Genomic DNA, 16,851 nt, shown 5'->3' on the forward strand with positions numbered 1-16,851 from the left:
CCTGATATGCAGCAAGATTCTTCAAGTGAATTTTTAGCAAATCTGATCGAAGAAGAAGGAACTAAGCGTGGGCCTCTTGAGTGGTGGTACAGGTTGGCAGCAGTACCTGATGTCTCGTTGAATGCTAAACTCGATGCCCGCGAAAAAATGCGCCGCTCTCGTTTAACGGCAACTATTCTTTTTAGCGTGCTTTGTATCGTAACTATCACTTTTTTTGTCGGTATTGTAATCCACAACTATCTTATTTCAGCTATCATGATTGGGGGAGTACTTTCTACTATTTTTTGCTCTTTCCTTAATCATAAAGGGTTTAATATCATTGCCGGCACATTGCTTATTTTACAGGTAGATGGGGGTCAATTGATGGCTTTTACCCATTTGCCTGGCGGCCTGGATCTTGCTCACATGCTTTTACTTGATATGCTCTTTGTGATTGGCGAGATTGCAGCCATCTCCTTCTTTCCTTCGGCAGCGATATTTATCTGGGCTCTCTTTAACTGTGTTGTTTTGACACTTGTTTTACGCTTTGGTCCTACTACCCCCGAGCTCTTTCACATTGCTACAACCTCTGCGGGTGTTCAATATTATATGGACGCAGTTCTTGTACAAGGTCTGGTAGCTATTATCTCTTTTCTCTGGGTAAGAAGTATCAATCAAGCTATTGAACGTGCGGATCGTGCGCATGTGATTGCCGCTTTGGAACATCAAATTGCCACGCAACTACAACGTATCGGCGAGGAAAAGCAAGTGCTTGAAGAGAGTATTCAAAGTATTCTGGATACCCATGTGCGTTTTGCTAATGGGGATTTGAATGCGCGTGTTCCTCTGTCCGAAGATAATATTTTGTGGCCTCTGGCTGGCTCTTTGAATATGTTGTTGACACGTTATAAGCATAATCACCAGCTTTCTCAGAATTTGCAGCAATTGCAAGCGCAGTCTCAGGATTATCAACAAGTTCGTAAAGAGGTGCAGACATTAACTCAGTCAATCCAATATGCGAAGCGTAACTCCGTTCCTATTCCATGGGTTAAACATAGCGCTGCGCTGGACCCATTATTTCTTGAACTTAATGGTAATGTACTTGTGTCTTATAAAGGTGGATCTGCCTCTCCTGGTAAAGCTCCGCTCCAATCTACTGGACCGATCTCCTATCCTACCGCGAATCCAAATAGCTTTAGCGGCATTGGACAGGGACCAGCGAACCCAAATAGCTTCAGCGGCATTGGGCAGGGACCAGCGAATCCGAATAGCTTCAGCGGCATTGGGCAGGGACCAGCGAATCCGAATAGCTTCAGCGGCATTGGGCAGGGACCAGCGAATCCGAATAGCTTTAGCGGCATTGGACAAGGACCAGCGAATCCGAATAGCTTCAGCGGCATTGGACGGGGACCAGCGAATCCAAATAGCTTTAGCGGCATAGAACAAGTTCCCACAAATCCCAATAATGGATTGGGAGAGATGCCCATTCGTTCGAACTCCGCATCTGATAGAGTATCTCGTAGATCTAATTATGATCCTGGCCTGCCAGGTCAATCTGGTATGCCTGATGAACGGGCGGAGCAGGATGATTTCGAGATTCTATTAGCCAAATTTAAAGCTGAAAAACGATTTCCACTGAAATAATTGTGTATGTGTTTAAGGAGGTTTACTATGCAGCAGCATACTTCAGAAGCTCAGAAGCCACCTCTTCCCAACATAATTCTTGATCTTAACTATGCGTTCTCTAAAACTGCACTCCTGATCGCAGCGGTACGCCTTCATCTATTTACCCATCTTAATCAGAAGGTCCTCACCGTGTCTCAGATAGCGCCTCTTATTGGGGCTCAAATAGAGCCGACAGAGCGTTTTCTTGTCGGTCTGACATCTATTGGGATGCTGGAACATGAGAGCGATACTTACACGCTAACACCTCTCGCGGCACATTTTCTGGTTGAAGATAAGCCTTCTTATCTGGGGGGTGATACTCTGGGTATGGTGGATTATATACCTGCCTGGCTGGCGCTGGATCAAGTTTTGACGACCTCCCAGCCATATCGGGATCTTGGAGATGCAGCTGACTCTGAAGCCTTTTTTGCACCACGTGTCCATGATCTTTTTCCACTTGTCTATCCTGTTGCTCAACGTACGCTCGAACGGTTAGCATTGGATGTAACACCTGATATTCCTTTGCGTATCCTTGATGTTGCAGCTGGAAGTGTTCCATGGAGTGCTCCATTTGCGCAGCGGTATCCACAGTCGCAGATTACGGCCGTCGATCTTCCCGCCGTAGTTGAACAAGGTAAGCAACAAGTGGCAAAACTTGGTCTACAAGATCGCTATACATGGATGGCACAGGATATCGAAACTGTTGATTTCCTTGAGGAGCACTACGATCTGGTCCTCATCGGTCATTTATTTCGCTTTATCGGGCCGGAACGTGCGCGTGCGCTCCTGTCTCAATTAAAACCCACCTTGTCAACACAGAGCGTAATGATTATTTCAGATGTCTTTCAAAATGATGATCGTTCTGGGCCTCCGGCTGCGGTCAATCTTAATCTATCCATGCTTGTGAATTCGGCTCATGGCTTTGTTCCGACATGCCAGGAAGTCACGCAATGGCTTACCGACAGTGGTTTTTCTAATGTTCAACGTCTTACTGGCGTTGGTCCTTTTCCCGTGCTGGTTGCACGTGCCTTTCAACCTTAGCTAAACAATCCTCTGTTTCCTTAAACAGTTTACATATATTTTTACTGGACATGAGTGTCAGGAGGTATTGCATATATAGTTCTGCTTTATGAGCACAACTAATTTGTGTTTTGTCAATTAATTGTTTATCAATGTATAGTTTGATTTTTCAATGGTATTCTTTCAACATATCAGGAGGAACATAGAGTTATGGAAGACGTAACTATTCAAGGGATTCAGCAGCAAAGTGGTACGCTCGCTAGCGTGACTCAGATTGTGCAGGACCATGTTGGCGATGAGGTCGCTGTTACACCGCAGACCTCTTTACATAACGACCTTGCAATCGATTCTATTGAAATGGTTGAAATAGGCCTTCGCCTTGAAAAAAGTGCCGGGGTAATCATCCCTAATGATGCTTTACGCGAGTGTTCAACGGTCTCTGACTTAGCCGATCTGGTTACGCGAGCCAAGCGCTAGAAAGCTGAAGGCTATTTATGAGTATTCATCATTGGCCCGCTCAGACTCTTTACGAGGTTGCCGATGGTATTACGACTATTGTTCATGGTCAAGGAGAGGTTGGAGTATCAAATTCAACCATTATCGTTGAGGGTAAACGGGCCTTTGTGATTGACACTATGACGTTTCCTGAGATGGCTTCAGGTATTATGCGCGAAGTGAAGCGGCGCAATGCCGATGTCCAGACAGTAATCAATACCCATCATCATATTGACCACACTGGCGGGAATATCGTCTTTGCTGATAACGCACAGTTGATTGCACATTCGGGTACTATTGCCACACTCCAAAAGCTGGGTCTGCCGGCGAAAATCTATGACAATTTGATGCCACAATTTCGTGGCCACTTTTCACAACTAGAACTCGTTATTCCCGAAGCGTTACCCGAATCACTAACGCTTCCCTTCGGTGGTGAGCTCAAGGTTTTTACGCCTGCTCATACCGCCGCAGATACGACTCTCTGGTTCCCTGAGTCTCATGTGCTTATCGCAGGCGATATCGGTTTCATTGGTGTAACCCCGCTAGCCGTGAATGGCCTTCTTTCTGGTTGGATTGAGGCTCTTGATACCCTGATTGATCTACAGCCGGGGGTAGTTGTTCCTGGCCATGGATCGGTTGGTACGTTGCAAGATCTTCTTCTTTTGAGAAAGTATTTAACACAGGTCCTTTCTCTGGGCAACTATGCTGTTGCTAATCATCTTGAACAACGTGATGCCCTGGCGCTTTTTGATGCTTCTCCTTTTGCGCATTGGCTGGAACCGCATCGTACTGCGATTAATCTGGAGCGAGCTATGCAAGAAGCTCGTGGTGAGATTAGTCGGCAGGATCTTTCAGCTATGCCGAAAAGAGCTTTACAGGACCAGGGTCAGTAATCAAAATACAAGAAAGAAACACACTATCATGCCTCAAGCCATTGCATCTATCACAATTAAAGGTGATATTGACCAGATTTTTGCTGTCTCTAATGATATCGCACGTTGGCCCGAACTCTTTGCAGAGTATAGTGAAGCCAAAATTCTCTCTTTTGAGCGCTTTGAGCGCTTTGCCCGGATCGATTTTCAATTGACCAACGCCCAGGGAGAATCCTGGCGCTCCTGGCGCATCCTTGATTACAAAGAACATGTTGCAATTGCTCAACGCGGTGCTCCAATGTTCCCTTTTGCGTATATGCATTTGACATGGACCTATCAAGCGAATGAAGAAGGGGTTGTGATGACCTGGATTCAGGACTTTGATGTCGATCCTAAGGCACCTTTGACTGCCGAGCAGGTTCTCGCAAACATGACCAATCATATGCAAAAGAATCAGGTACGCTTCAAAGATATATTGGAGCAATTAGCCCAAGCGTAATTTTCACCTCTACCTGGACATATTTCAAAGGGACAAGCTAAGAGTTTTTGTTGCCAGAATTCTCTGTTTTGTTGTTTGAAGCTTCTTGCTAGATGGATGAGTTTAGAGAGGGAAATGTGTGGGATATCTCTTTTCTGATGCTTTCCCTCTCTCAGGTATAAATTCATAGGATGAAGTGGTATTATGACTGATATCTTTGCACATGATCTGCGACCTCATACAGTGATGGAATGGTTATTCTCTACACTGGTTTTTCCTATTTATGACATTAGCCGTGCTACGGGCATACTTAACATGCTTCGTGAGCAGCAGGTGTCGCCGCAAGAATTGGCTAAACAGCTTGAGTTAAGTGAACGAGGTGTACTGTGCGTGCTTAATTGTCTGGTGGCGGCTCGGATACTCTCACCTGCTTCCGAGGGATATAAACTACTTACAGAGGGTGTTCCAGCTGATTTTTCGCGCGTGCAAGACGCTCTTGAGGTGCTCCTCGACCTGATCGATTCAGGGGTTCTCAATCGCATCCAGGATGATGGTGTTTTACCTGCATCAACTCCAGAGATTTTGACTACCCTGGGGATTACAGAGATGGCTGGTACGCAACAAGTTCTTAATGTGGCTGGTCGGCATTATTTTACTCCTGGTCTGGATACATATCTGGGGAGCTATCTCTTCTATGCGCATCGTTTATTTCAGGAGCTTATCCCTCATCTACCTATGGTCGTGAAAACGGGCCTACCTGCACTGCGTGCAGAGAAAAATCCCGCCTTTTTCGCTCCCCTGGTAGAAGTTCTTTTCCCTGTCAACTTTGAAGCGGCATCTCAGATTGCTGATTATGTGGCTGCGTTGCCAGACGTACGTACTGTCTTAGATGTAGGCGCTGGGTCGGGTGTCTGGAGTATTGCTCTGGCAAAAAAGGCACCGCGCATACAAGCATATGCCCTTGATCTTCCTCCAGTGCTTGATACAACCCAGGCTTTTACCAGACGCTATGGTGTTCATCATCAGTTTCGTTTCTTGCCGGGAGATCTCTTACAGGAAGATGCCTGGGGCGATATGCTTTATGACACTATCTATATCTGCTATATTTGTACCGGCTTTACAGAGCAAGAATGTCAGCAAATCTTTACTTTAGCTGCTCGCCATTTACGTCCCGGCGGAAGCTTGATCTCTTATGATTATTTGCCGGCCGCAGAGCGAACCGGTCCAATTTTAGACGTTTTCTTTGCTGTCCTTATGCTTGGGGTAACAGATTTTGGCACAAGCTATCCAGCCTCCTTCTATGAGAACTGGTGTAAAAATGCGGGACTGCAAGAGCTCGAGTGGATTACGGTTCCCGCCTCCAGTGTTCCTCTACTTAGTGCCAAACAACCTGCTCAAGTAGCGGATTCCTCTGTGTTGCCACAGGAAAAGAAAGCGGCGTCAGGGGCCATTCCCTTTGTACCTCCAACGGCCATTATCGAAGCCACCTTCGCCTTTGCTCAAAGTTGTATGCTTCTGGCGGCTGTTGAGCTTCAAGTTTTCACTGCGATTTCAAGAGGCGCTCATACCCTGACAGAGATAGCTCAGGTAACGGAGTCGGATCCTTCGGCTTTAGAGAGATTGTTAGGAGGCTTGCACGCCTTAGGTTTTGTCCTTCAGGCGGGTCCCCGATATGAGTTGACGCCGATCAGTACGCGCTATCTTGTACTTGATCAACCATCTTATATTGGCGATGTCCCACGGCAGATACGTCAGGAATGGGATGCCTGGATTCATCTGACAGATGTTATCCGTACAGGCAAATCGGTGCGTGCTATCGATAAAGAACCTCTGGGTGGCACCTTCTTTGCTCCACTCTCAGAACATCTCTTTCCACTGCTTTATCCACTAATGCAGCAAATTTGTAAAAGACTTGAGATTGGCGTAAGCACGCATGGGGCTCGTGTCCTTGATCTTGGGGCTGGTACTGCCCCCGGGGCTATTGCGGTCCTGGAAAAAGATCCAACGGCTCAGGCTGTGGTGGTTGATTTTGCTAATGTGCTGGAACATGCTAAAGCGCATGCGCTAGAACATCAAGTACATGCGCGTATTGATTATATGTCGCTTGACCTTGAAGATCTTGTAGTTGAGCCAGCACAATTTGATCTCGTTATCGCTAGCCATGTCTTTCGTATTATCGGCGCACGTTTGACACAGCGTTTGATTGAACAATCCTTTGCTACCTTGCGTCCAGGTGGGCGCTTTGTGATTATTGAAACCTATCAAGAACCTGAGCGAAACTGGAAATTATTTCCTCACACCGTCTCGGTTAATATGTTGGTGAATAGCAGCGAAGGAGTTACTTTTACAACACAGCAAATGCGTGGATGGTTGATTTCTGCAGGATTTTCTGTGGAGGATTGGCCCAACGTTGGTCCTGACCTCATCCTGGTGGCAACACGCACGTGAGTAGTAATTTGAGCAAAAAGTAGATAAAAGCAATATATTGTTTTATTGCTTACTGTTGCGATTCTTTTAAATAATTCATGTACGCGTTAAAATGCAGGTCTCCAGTGACCTGCTATGCACACGGTAATCATTTGTTGATAAGGAAGGTTGCGATGCGTAGAGTTGTAATTACAGGCTTAGGAGTGGTCTCACCCGTTGGCATAGGTAAAGACGCTTTCTGGCAAAATTTGTCAGATGGAGTATCGGGGGCGACGGCTCTGGAAGATGCTACATGTTGTAATTTGTTCGGTCACCATCAATTTGGTGCGCAGGTCGTTTGTGAAGCTTCTGACTTTGACCCAGCTACTCATCATGTACCGTCAGGTTATCATACGGCCGACCGCTCAATTCAATTTGCCTTTGCAGCGGCGCATCAGGCATTTCAAGATGCTCAGCTTGATCAATCAAGCTGGGAGGCTCCACGCTTTGGAGTTACTCTTGCGACAGCGATTTGTGGAACACAGACGCTTGATCTCGAATTTACAAAAACGACGAATTGGGGACAAGAGCCTTTCAAGGCAGAGAATGTTTCGCCTCAACTTTATCTGGCTGCTATGGGGAATTCGGCCGCACTGGCTGTTGGCGCCCATTATGGGTTACAGGGCGAGTGCATGACTCTTTCTACAGGTTGTATTGGTGGCCTGGATGCTATAAGTTATGCCTATGAAAGCATTGTCTATGGTGAGCATGATCTGATGCTCGCTGGATCAAGCGAGGCTCCGATTACGCCGATTACTATCGCTGCATTTGACATTATTAATTGTTTATCTCACCACACTGAGCCTAAGTCAGCCTCGCGTCCTTTTAGTTATGATCGCAATGGCTTTGTTCTTTCTGAAGGATGCGGTTTCGTCATTTTGGAGGAACTTGAACATGCGCTTAAGCGTCATGTGCCTATTTATGCTGAGATCACCGGGTGCGATGTGACTGAGCATGCTGTTCATATGACGGATATGTCCCCCGAGGGACGAGATTTGGCGCGTGCAGTCAGGAATGCGCTTAATAATGCTCATCTGACACCTGCTGATATCGATTTTGTGAATGCCCATGGCACTTCAACCCCACAAAATGACCATTTTGAAACGCTCGCGTTAAAGCAATCTCTTCAACAGAGAGCGTACGAAATCCCGATTAATTCGACCAAGTCAATGGTTGGGCATGCATTGGCAGCGGCAAGTGCAGTCGAAGTAGTCGCTTGCGCCTTAAGTATGCAAGCTCAGCATGTTCACCCAACGATTAACCTTAAGACGCCTGATCCAAATTGTGATCTGGATTATGTTCCCTTACAGGGTCGTGATCACACAATGCAGCGTTTACTTACAACCGCCAGTGGCTTCTCTGGTTTGCACGGGGCCATTGTGATGGAAAGTTGTCTACCAGGGAGCACAAAATAAGCATGGATACAAAAATTGTGATTACTGGTCTTGGTGTGCTCTCCCCCTATGGCTTTGGTCCGGATGTGTTATGGGAGCATCTTCTGGCAGGCCATAATGCTGTCACGCCAATTGAACACTTTGATACTTCTCATATTCATTGCCGCGTTGGTGGACAACTGCTGGATTTCCGTGCGGAAAAGTTTCTTCCTCCTCGCACTGCTCGTAAGATCGATCGTTTTACTCAGTTCGCTCTGATTACAGCCGAGGCGGCTTTACAACAAGCCGGTCTGCTTAATGATGCTCGCAAGCCAGTCTGGATGCAACAAGAGAATGCCGGTCATCGCGTTGGTCTTTGTGTGGGAAATAATCTGGGAGGCTGGGAATTCGCAGAACGTGAGTTACGTAATCTTTGGAAACTGGGTCCACGCGATGTGAGCCCTTATATGGCGACTGCCTGGTTCCCAGCTGCTGTCCAAGGGAGCTTATCGATCCAGTTTGGAGTGAAAGGAGTTGGTCGTACGTTTCTCTCAGATCGTGCCAGTTCTGCACTGGCAATGATTCATGCTGCTGAAAGTCTCATAAGAGGCAAGGCTGATATTATGATCGCTGGGGGGACGGAGGCGCCATTTTCTCCTTACGCAGCTCTTTGCTATGAAACGTCTGGCCTGATGTCTCAGCAGGCTGAGACTAAAACGCCATATGCTTATCGACCATTTGATAGAGATCATGATGGGTTGGTCACTGCTGAAGGGGCTGCCTTCTTTGTGCTAGAAAGAGCTGATGATGCTATTAAACGTGGGGCTCCTATTTTGGCTGAGTTGGCCGGTTGGGGATCAACCTATGATGGCTACGATGTGGTGAAGGCCGCTCCTAATGGCGAGCGCTATGCGGCAGCTCTGCAAAAAGCTTTACAGCGAGCCAACAAAAATCCTGATAATGTTGATTGTGTCTTTGCAGCAGGCTCTTCTGTGCCCGACGAGGATGTTTCTGAAACAAGTGCGATCCGTCAGGTATTTACAACCTTTGCCGATAAGGTGCCAGTAAGTACTCCCAAGTCCGCCTTTGGCAATTTGTTTGGTGCCGCGACTGCTCTCGACACTGTGATTGCTTTGCAAGCCTTCGAGCATCATATCATTCCGGCTACGCTCAATCTGGAGCACCCCGCTCCTGCATGTGACTTGGACTATGTTCCATTGAAACCTCGCTCAGTCGATCGCTTTAAGACTTGCTTAATTAATGCTCGAGGGATGGGTGGTACCAATGCTGCCCTTGTCTTGCAAAGCTGGTAATCACAGACATCATTTTTTTGCTATTGATAAGAAGCTTGAGGGCTTGTAGATAAGTGGGTTGTTCTATTGTAGAAAGAAAGCATCCTTTTTCTGATTAGAAAGAGGATGCTTTCTTTCTACATAAACGTTATCTGAGGGATTGGTTGCAGGGGACGGCTGTGAGGGGGAGGGAGAACCAGAAGGTTGAGCCCTGCCCCATGCTGCTCTCGACGCCGACGTGCCCGTTATGACGCTCGACGATCGTGCGACAGATATGTAATCCTAATCCAAGTCCGACACCAGAGCCGCTCTGGACGACAATGCCTGGGACACGATAGAAGCGTTCCCAGAGTTTTTCCTGTTCTTCGAGTGGGAGTCCTGGCCCCTGGTCACGTACAGAGACCCGAGCGCTGTCGCTGTCGGCCTGGATACGAACTTCGACCGGTAGATGGGGGGCTGAGTATTTGAGGGCGTTGGTGAGGAAGTTGGTGATTACCTGAGCGATGCGGTCGGCATCGGCGACAATGGGGATGTGCAGGTTCTCTGGAATATCGCTCGATAGGATGATGCGTTCTCCAGAGGATGAGCGCTGGTCTTCAATCACTTCACGAACAATGACCGCCAGATCGGAGCTATTCATGTTCAGGTCCAGGCGGTTGGCCTGGATGCGTGAGACGTCTAGCAGATCGCCGACCATGCGGTTCTGCACGCGTACCTGGCGTTCGGCTCGATTGAGCAATTCTTCGATTAATGAGATTTTTTCGATGATGTTCGGAGGCGCTTGCAGCGATATCGGCAAGGCTTTGACACGTCTTTTGGCGAGCTGGATGTTGCCGTTGATGGTGGTTAATGGTGTGCGTAGTTCGTGGCTGGCGATGCTTAAAAACTCATCCATGCGGTGATTGGACTCTCGTAGCGCGAGCTCTTTGGCTTGTGAGGCTGCACGCTCTTGGAGCAATCTCTCACGCTCCAGGACGAGTACGACTAACCGAGATATTGCTGCTGTCAGGACTACTTCGTCCGATGATAACTTATGCTCATGGGGACCGTAATCTAACGATAGGATTCCGATGAGTTGTGTTCCAGCGAGCATTGGGACAAGTAGATAGGTATGCTCTTTTGCTGCGCTGTCAGGTTGTCTATCAACGATCCTGGTCACTTGACCGTTGCGGAGAGCGTTGACCATCATTTGATCGGGTAGCATCTGTTCCAATATGATTCCTGCCAGCTCAGATTGCCACTTATGCATCTCAGTGCTTGATGCATCAAGGATCGTAATGGGATACATGGAGGCTGTTGCTGTATCGAGTAAGATAATGCCAGCACCTTCACAATGGAGGATACGTTGTCCTAGTTGGAGTAAGCGTTGAAGAATAGGCTCAAATAGCGATGAACGTTCGTCGCTGGAGGATTGATCGCTGCCCTGGACAAGCACTTCGGCCATCTCAAGGAGAGTGTTGAGCACTTCGTTGGTGCGTCGCTCAATGATAGTGCGCTGCGTGATATCGTGAAAGACGATGACGGCTCCCACAATGTCTCCTGCTTTGTTGTGGATTGGAGCTCCACTGATTGCGGTCTGTACTGCGCGTTTATCTGGTGTCAGAAAATTGGCGTCCGTTGGCTGAGCGTGATCGATGATCTCGCCACCAAGTACACGTGTGGCGGGCCAATGTGTTTGAGGTAAATGGTGACCACTGCTATCCGTCACACGTAACAGTTGACCGCGCTCATGCAGTGAACGGGAGCTAAAATCGCTTTGCGGATCTATATCGAAGAGCTGAAAGAATGCTGCGTTGGCTCGGATTATATCTCCTGATTGGTCATAAACGACTATGCCATCGGTGATTGCTTCAAAGATTGCTTCCAGGGAGACCATCTGTTCTTCAAGGCTGGGATCTGCCCCTGCCGTGTGACCTGTTGGGGGAGAGAGATCCTTCAATCGATTCTGGACTGTGTCGGCGGTACTTTCATTCTCGTGAGCTCGTGTTTGTTGGCGCATATTGGCCAGTGTTTGCTCTAGATCTGCCACCTTTGAGCGTAATGTGCTGAGCTCTCTCAAGATTTCTTGTTCCGTGTGCGTTGAAGCTTCCAAAAAACTCTCCTCCAGAGACATACCTTTAGATGGCATAATAAGGATTATAGTCTTAAAGTACCCTCATTATACATCAAGTCACGCCTATTTTGTACGACACATACACATATGGACTATCGGCCATATCAATTATTAAGGAGATTGTTATGACAACAACAGAAACCATGCATCGTCAGCCCGTTCGGATCGCTCTTATTGGTTATGGACTGGCGGGCTCCGTTTTTCATGCTCCCCTCATCCATGCGACCCCGGGAATGGTCGTCGCCGGGATTGTGACAAGCAATCCTGAGCGTCAGAATCAGGCTCGTCAAAGCTATCCCCAGGCCAGTATCCTGAGCAGCGTAGAGGAATTGTGGCAAGACGCTGCTCACTATGATCTGGTGGTCGTAGCAACTGCAAATAACGTACATACCGCGCAAGGTATCGCTGCTATGCAAGCTGGATTGCCTGTCGTGATCGACAAGCCGATGGCTGCAAACGTTGCCGACGCTCAGCGGTTGATCGAGACCAGTCGCGAGACGCATCGGCCTCTGACCATCTTTCAGAATAGACGCTGGGACAACGACTTTCGGACCGTTCAGAAACTTTTAGCTGCTGATCTGCTTGGACCTATCATCAGCTTTGAGTCCCGCTTTGAGCGTTATCGACCGGAGCCGAGGGCGGGCGTCTGGCGTGAGGATGCCGATCCGCAGAGAGCTGGAGGACTGCTTTATGATCTTGGAAGTCACCTGATCGATCAGGCGCTCGTGCTCTTCGGAGATGTCAGCAGCGTCTACGCTGAAATGTCGCAGCGACGGCCGGGAGCCAGAGTCGATGATGATAGCTTCGTGGCTCTGCGCTTCTCCAATGGGGTCACTGCTCACCTCTGGATGAGTCAGATCACACGCATCGCCGGACAGCGTATGCGCCTGAGCGGCCTGCGGGGTGCCTACGAAAAATGGGGATTGGACCCTCAAGAAGATGCTTTGCGTGCTGGCAAACGTCCCGGCGATGCCGGTTGGGGGATTGAGCCTCAGGAGTTGTGGGGACGACTTTCTACGGATCTGAACGGCCTTCACATCGATGGACCGATCGAGACGCAGCCAGGGGCCTATGAGCAATATTATGCTCAGGTAAGAGATGCGCTCACCACCGGGAGTCCGCTGCCGGTCGATCCGAGCTCAGTGCTGAAAGTCATGCAGGTGATTGAAGCCGCGCAACTCAGTGCGCGTGAAAAGCGTCTTATCCTCCTCTAGCTGAACTGGCTTGAACAGTAGCACGAGATAAGTGGAATGTGTTATAAATGGTATATATGAGTATGCATCAATAGGAAGTACCGTACCATTTATAGCACCCACTCACACCCGTGGCCGTCTGGAGGATTCTTGTGAAGAAAACAGTGCTCATTACCGGGGCAGAAGGCGTCTTAGGATCGATCTTATGCCAGGAACTAGCACCGGAATATACGCTTCGTGCACTCTCTCGTTACCCTATTCCCGCTCGCGATTCGATTGCCGCTGATATTAACGATCTTGATGCGCTCATCTCTGCTTTCAGAGGTGTTGATAGTGTGATCCATCTGGCCGCTGAAGGTTCACCTCATGCCTCCTGGGAGAAAGTTCTTCACTCGAATATCACAGGAGTATATACAGTCTTTGAAGCTGCTGTGCAAGCTGGTGTCAAGCAGATCATTGTTGCCAGTTCAAATCACGCTGTAGGCACGTATGATCTTGAGCAGGCACCGGATATTTATCGTACTGGTGAGCCGCTCATTGATCACCGCGTGCCGGAGCGTCCAGACAGCCTGTATGGAGTCAGCAAATGCTTTGGCGAGACGTTGGGACGCTTTTATGCCGATACAAAGGATCTGCACATTATTTGTTTACGCATTGGCTGGGTCAATCGCACAGATTACATTCCCAGGCACATCACTTCCAATCAGGATCTTGATAAAGATTTCGGCGAATCTCCTGAACGTTTAGCTGCTCTCTGGCTTAGCCAACGTGACTTTGTCCAGCTTATCCAGAAGAGCCTTCAGGCTGACCACGTCGTTTTTGATATCTTCTACGGAATCTCAAATAACGTTCCGCACTATTACGACATCGAGCATGCTCGTGAGATCCTGGGCTATCAGCCACAGGATGGCGCGCACGTGAGCGAAGTGTTCGTATAGATCGACACAAAGGTATCATTTGATACGGCATGGGATGAGGTTTTCGTGTATAATGGGACAGTATATTACCGATACTCATGCGGCTGGCTTTCTGGGCCTGCCGCATTTCTACCATGCACTGATAATGGAGCTTCCCGATGACGATATCCCCTCCGCCGATAAGGCTGATTGCTATTGATATTGATGGTACCCTGTTGACACCTCAGAAGTCTATTTCACCGCGCACGCAGATGGCGATCCAGGCTGCACAAGCGGCCGGTATTGTTGTGACGCTGGCGACGGCGCGGCGCTATGAGAATAGTAAGCATTTTGCCGATCAGCTGGGGATTCAGATTCCTATCATCACGTGCGATGGTGCATTGATTATCCAGCATCCGAGTGGGAAAGTCATCCACACGCAACTGCTGGACGCCGAGCTGGCACAGGAGGCGGCCAATCTGCTGGTCGAATATCAGATCCAGCCTGTGATTCATCACTTACATGGTGAGGTCGAAGAGACATGGAGTGGTCCTGCTGAGTATGATAATCCGGAGCTTGCCAGATATTTTCAGGAGTTTCCACGCGTGCAACGTATGTCTCATCATATGCTTTGTAGCGGACAACCGCATCACATTCGTGTTGTCTGCTTTGCCTCGGAGGAAGCGATCGAGCGTGTGGCTCCGGCGATTGCTCAGTTGCCCTGCTCCTGGAATAGGATTAAGCGCGGCAATTATGACTGTGCGGAGATTGTGGTGATGCATCCTGGCTGCTCGAAAGCGAGTGGCGTGGAGATGCTTGCCGCTCATTTGCAGATCCCCATGGCTCAGGTGATGGCGCTGGGAGACAATCATAACGATTTTGAGATGCTTGCCGCGGCTGGCTGGGGAGTGGCGATGGGACAAGCTCCAGAGCGTGTCAAAGCCATCGCCAATGCAGTTACCAGCAGCAATCAGGATGATGGCGTAGCTGTAGCGATCGAGCGCTATGCTTTGCCTTCACGCGTCTGAAACGCCGTTTCAAAATCTTTCAGCCGCTCCACCTGCCGATGATTGGGAGCCGCTTGCCAGCGTTTGGCCTGGACCAGATGAAGGGCATCGCTGGCATTCATGCCACCGTAGACGAGTGTGGCGCAGGTTAAGAGGACGCTGCGTCCGATGCCATGTTCGCAATGAATTAAGACGCGTCCGCCATGACTGATCTGCTCATTGGCCCACTTGGCGCCCTCCATCAACTGCTCAACTGTTAGCGGATAGGTATCAGGAGTTGGCAGATAGAGTAGATCGATATGCTCTTGCGCGAGCGCTTCCTTATCATCGCAAAACTCTGAGCGTGTATCCACCACAGAGGTGATGCCGACCCGGCTGACCGCCTTGATGTCTTCTGGACGAATGCGTCCGCCCACCGCCAAATGATCTGTGACCCAGCTCATATTTAACGTATCGGGCAACGGAATATGCATTTTTTGAGCCAGGTCGGCCGCTCGTGAGTTCTCTGGAAAGAGCACCACAGCTATACGTGTCCACCTGCGATAGAGCAGGCGAAGAACCCCCATCGTGGCCCAGTGGATAAACGAAAAGTGTAACTGCGGAGCTTCAGCCGCCGCAGTGGGAGGAGGTGTTCCTCCAGGCTTGCTCTCCTCTACCTGAGGAGACGCAATTGGATCTGACGACATATTTCTTTTCCTCTTCTTCGTGACAAGACAATGTAACCAGGATGACCCATTGGCTCCCGGCGTCAACGCTCACCGACGTAGCGGCGCGGCTCCGCCGTGCTGTCTGTGGCTCGTCTGATTCGGCCTGGGGGCGTCTCTCAATGCAACGCCATGGGCAACGTTGCCGTACGAGCCACAGACAGCACGGCGGAGCCGCGCCGCTACGTCGGTGAGCCTATCACCCCACAGATCCGCAAACCTGTTTTGGATGTACGTCTCCGATGCTACATCGGCGCGGTTTACGGGTCAGGCATTGGCGGCGAGCGGTGCTGACGTCTCATCTTTCTCGACGCTGGCAGGCGACTCTTCTTCGGCGTCTCTGGCCATGACGCATTCTAACGAAGCGATAGCACACTCGATCATGCTATCATCGGGCTCACGCGTCGTAAGACCTTGCAGGGCCAATCCGGGAGCCATCAGCCAGCGGACGATCCGAAAGCGATAATTTGCGGCTCCCAGACGCATAATCTCATAAGCGATCCCTGCCACAACCGGGATCAGGACGATGCGCGAGATGATCTTGATCGGCAACGATGGCGCTCCCACCAGGGCAAAGACCACGATCGATACGACCATCACCAGCAGGAGGAAGCCTGTTCCGCAGCGTGTGTGGACCCGCGAAGCCTGACGCACATGTGCCACATCCAGCGGATATCCCTGCTCCATGGTGTTGATCGCCTTATGCTCCGCTCCATGATAGCCAAAGACGCGTTGGATGTCGGCTAGCCGACCGATCAGGATCAGATAGATGAGCAATAATGCCAGACGAATAAGTCCTTCAACCAGTACATTGAGCCAGCCCGTGCCGATCTGATTATGAAGCAGACTGGTGAGCAGCAGAGGTAGTACAAAGAATATCGCTACAGCAAAACCCAGTGGGATAACCATCGCCAATGCTAATGCCGCTCCACCGAGGGCGGCAGGTTTCTCCTCATCCTGAGCCTCGCTCGCAGTGGGAGTCGTAGCGGCTTGAGGTTGCTTATCCTGAGTGTTCTCGGCCGCTAGGGTGGCAGGATCAACGGCACCTGTTGCAATATTAGCAGAAAAAGTCATCAAGCGCGTCCCAAGTACCAACATTTCCCATAAGAGTACGATGCCACGTAGGAAAGGTAGGCGTAAGTATTTGTTCTGATAAATCTTTGGCTCAAGAGCCTCTTTATGCAGATAGATATCGCCTTCTGGACGCCTGATCGCTACGGCTACCGATTTGCGGCCGCGCATCATGACGCCTTCGATCATTGCCTGACCGCCATAATAAAATTTTGCCATAACAGCAG

16 protein-coding genes are annotated in these 16,851 nt (G+C 49.4%); 13 read left to right on the forward strand and 3 right to left on the reverse strand.

Annotated elements, in window-relative coordinates:
- The first annotated feature begins 6 nt into the window (after positions 1-6).
- From AC27N8_RS26485 to AC27N8_RS26520, 8 genes are all read left to right on the forward strand, one after another.
- The gene (locus AC27N8_RS26485) at positions 7-1,623 is read left to right on the forward strand and encodes a hypothetical protein (protein WP_487071050.1); all 1,617 of its coding nucleotides are present in this window, start codon (positions 7-9) and stop codon (positions 1,621-1,623) included.
- 27 nt (positions 1,624-1,650) lie between these two features.
- Entirely contained in the window at positions 1,651-2,685 is a 1,035-nt protein-coding gene (locus AC27N8_RS26490; protein ID WP_487071052.1) for a class I SAM-dependent methyltransferase, read from the forward strand.
- Between the two features lie 189 nt (positions 2,686-2,874).
- Complete coding sequence (locus AC27N8_RS26495) at positions 2,875-3,141, forward strand: acyl carrier protein (protein ID WP_487071054.1); 267 nt, start codon at positions 2,875-2,877, stop codon at positions 3,139-3,141.
- Between the two features lie 17 nt (positions 3,142-3,158).
- On the forward strand, positions 3,159-4,052 hold the full coding sequence (locus AC27N8_RS26500; RefSeq protein WP_487071056.1) for an MBL fold metallo-hydrolase: 894 nt from the start codon (positions 3,159-3,161) through the stop codon (positions 4,050-4,052).
- Between the two features lie 28 nt (positions 4,053-4,080).
- Positions 4,081-4,530 (forward strand): SRPBCC family protein, encoded by a 450-nt coding sequence (locus AC27N8_RS26505; protein ID WP_487071058.1) that lies wholly within the window; start codon positions 4,081-4,083, stop codon positions 4,528-4,530.
- Between the two features lie 183 nt (positions 4,531-4,713).
- Positions 4,714-6,957 carry a methyltransferase gene (locus AC27N8_RS26510; RefSeq protein WP_487071060.1) on the forward strand — a complete coding sequence of 748 codons (2,244 nt, stop codon included), beginning with the start codon at positions 4,714-4,716 and terminating at the stop codon, positions 6,955-6,957.
- Between the two features lie 152 nt (positions 6,958-7,109).
- Positions 7,110-8,390, forward strand: coding sequence for a beta-ketoacyl-[acyl-carrier-protein] synthase family protein (locus tag AC27N8_RS26515; RefSeq protein ID WP_487071062.1), 1,281 nt, complete (start codon positions 7,110-7,112; stop codon positions 8,388-8,390).
- A 2-nt stretch (positions 8,391-8,392) separates the two neighbouring features.
- The gene (locus AC27N8_RS26520; RefSeq protein WP_487071064.1) at positions 8,393-9,661 is read left to right on the forward strand and encodes a beta-ketoacyl-[acyl-carrier-protein] synthase family protein; all 1,269 of its coding nucleotides are present in this window, start codon (positions 8,393-8,395) and stop codon (positions 9,659-9,661) included.
- A 127-nt stretch (positions 9,662-9,788) separates the two neighbouring features.
- On the opposite strand, the gene AC27N8_RS26525 is transcribed toward AC27N8_RS26520, so the two are convergent.
- Complete coding sequence (locus tag AC27N8_RS26525) at positions 9,789-11,732, reverse strand: sensor histidine kinase (protein WP_487071066.1); 1,944 nt, start codon at positions 11,730-11,732, stop codon at positions 9,789-9,791.
- Positions 11,733-11,878: 146 nt separating this feature from the next.
- Between AC27N8_RS26525 and AC27N8_RS26530 the strand changes: the two genes are divergently transcribed.
- The 4 genes from AC27N8_RS26530 (at position 11,879) to AC27N8_RS26545 (ending at position 14,870) form a co-directional block, all read left to right on the forward strand.
- On the forward strand, positions 11,879-12,967 hold the full coding sequence (locus AC27N8_RS26530) for a Gfo/Idh/MocA family oxidoreductase (RefSeq protein WP_487071068.1): 1,089 nt from the start codon (positions 11,879-11,881) through the stop codon (positions 12,965-12,967).
- A gap of 131 nt (positions 12,968-13,098) precedes the next feature.
- The gene (locus tag AC27N8_RS26535; RefSeq protein WP_487071070.1) at positions 13,099-13,884 is read left to right on the forward strand and encodes an NAD-dependent epimerase/dehydratase family protein; all 786 of its coding nucleotides are present in this window, start codon (positions 13,099-13,101) and stop codon (positions 13,882-13,884) included.
- A gap of 52 nt (positions 13,885-13,936) precedes the next feature.
- A complete protein-coding gene (locus AC27N8_RS26540; RefSeq protein WP_487071072.1) occupies positions 13,937-14,062 on the forward strand; it encodes a hypothetical protein in 126 nt (41 codons plus the stop codon).
- Positions 14,022-14,870, forward strand: coding sequence for a Cof-type HAD-IIB family hydrolase (locus AC27N8_RS26545; protein WP_487071074.1), 849 nt, complete (start codon positions 14,022-14,024; stop codon positions 14,868-14,870). Before AC27N8_RS26540 ends, AC27N8_RS26545 begins: the two co-directional genes overlap by 41 nt.
- Here AC27N8_RS26545 and AC27N8_RS26550 read toward each other — a convergent pair.
- On the reverse strand, positions 14,846-15,535 hold the full coding sequence (locus AC27N8_RS26550; protein WP_487071076.1) for a protein-tyrosine phosphatase family protein: 690 nt from the start codon (positions 15,533-15,535) through the stop codon (positions 14,846-14,848). The genes AC27N8_RS26545 and AC27N8_RS26550 overlap by 25 nt on opposite strands.
- Positions 15,536-15,576: 41 nt before the next feature.
- Here AC27N8_RS26550 and AC27N8_RS26555 point away from each other — a divergent pair, with 41 nt between their 5' ends.
- Positions 15,577-15,747 (forward strand): hypothetical protein, encoded by a 171-nt coding sequence (locus AC27N8_RS26555; protein WP_487071078.1) that lies wholly within the window; start codon positions 15,577-15,579, stop codon positions 15,745-15,747.
- A 73-nt stretch (positions 15,748-15,820) separates the two neighbouring features.
- On the opposite strand, the gene AC27N8_RS26560 is transcribed toward AC27N8_RS26555, so the two are convergent.
- The gene (locus AC27N8_RS26560; RefSeq protein ID WP_487071080.1) at positions 15,821-16,843 is read right to left on the reverse strand and encodes a DUF1385 domain-containing protein; all 1,023 of its coding nucleotides are present in this window, start codon (positions 16,841-16,843) and stop codon (positions 15,821-15,823) included.
- Positions 16,844-16,851 lie beyond the last annotated feature (8 nt).

It is taken from the genome of Dictyobacter sp. Z7_2 (assembly GCF_057551105.1).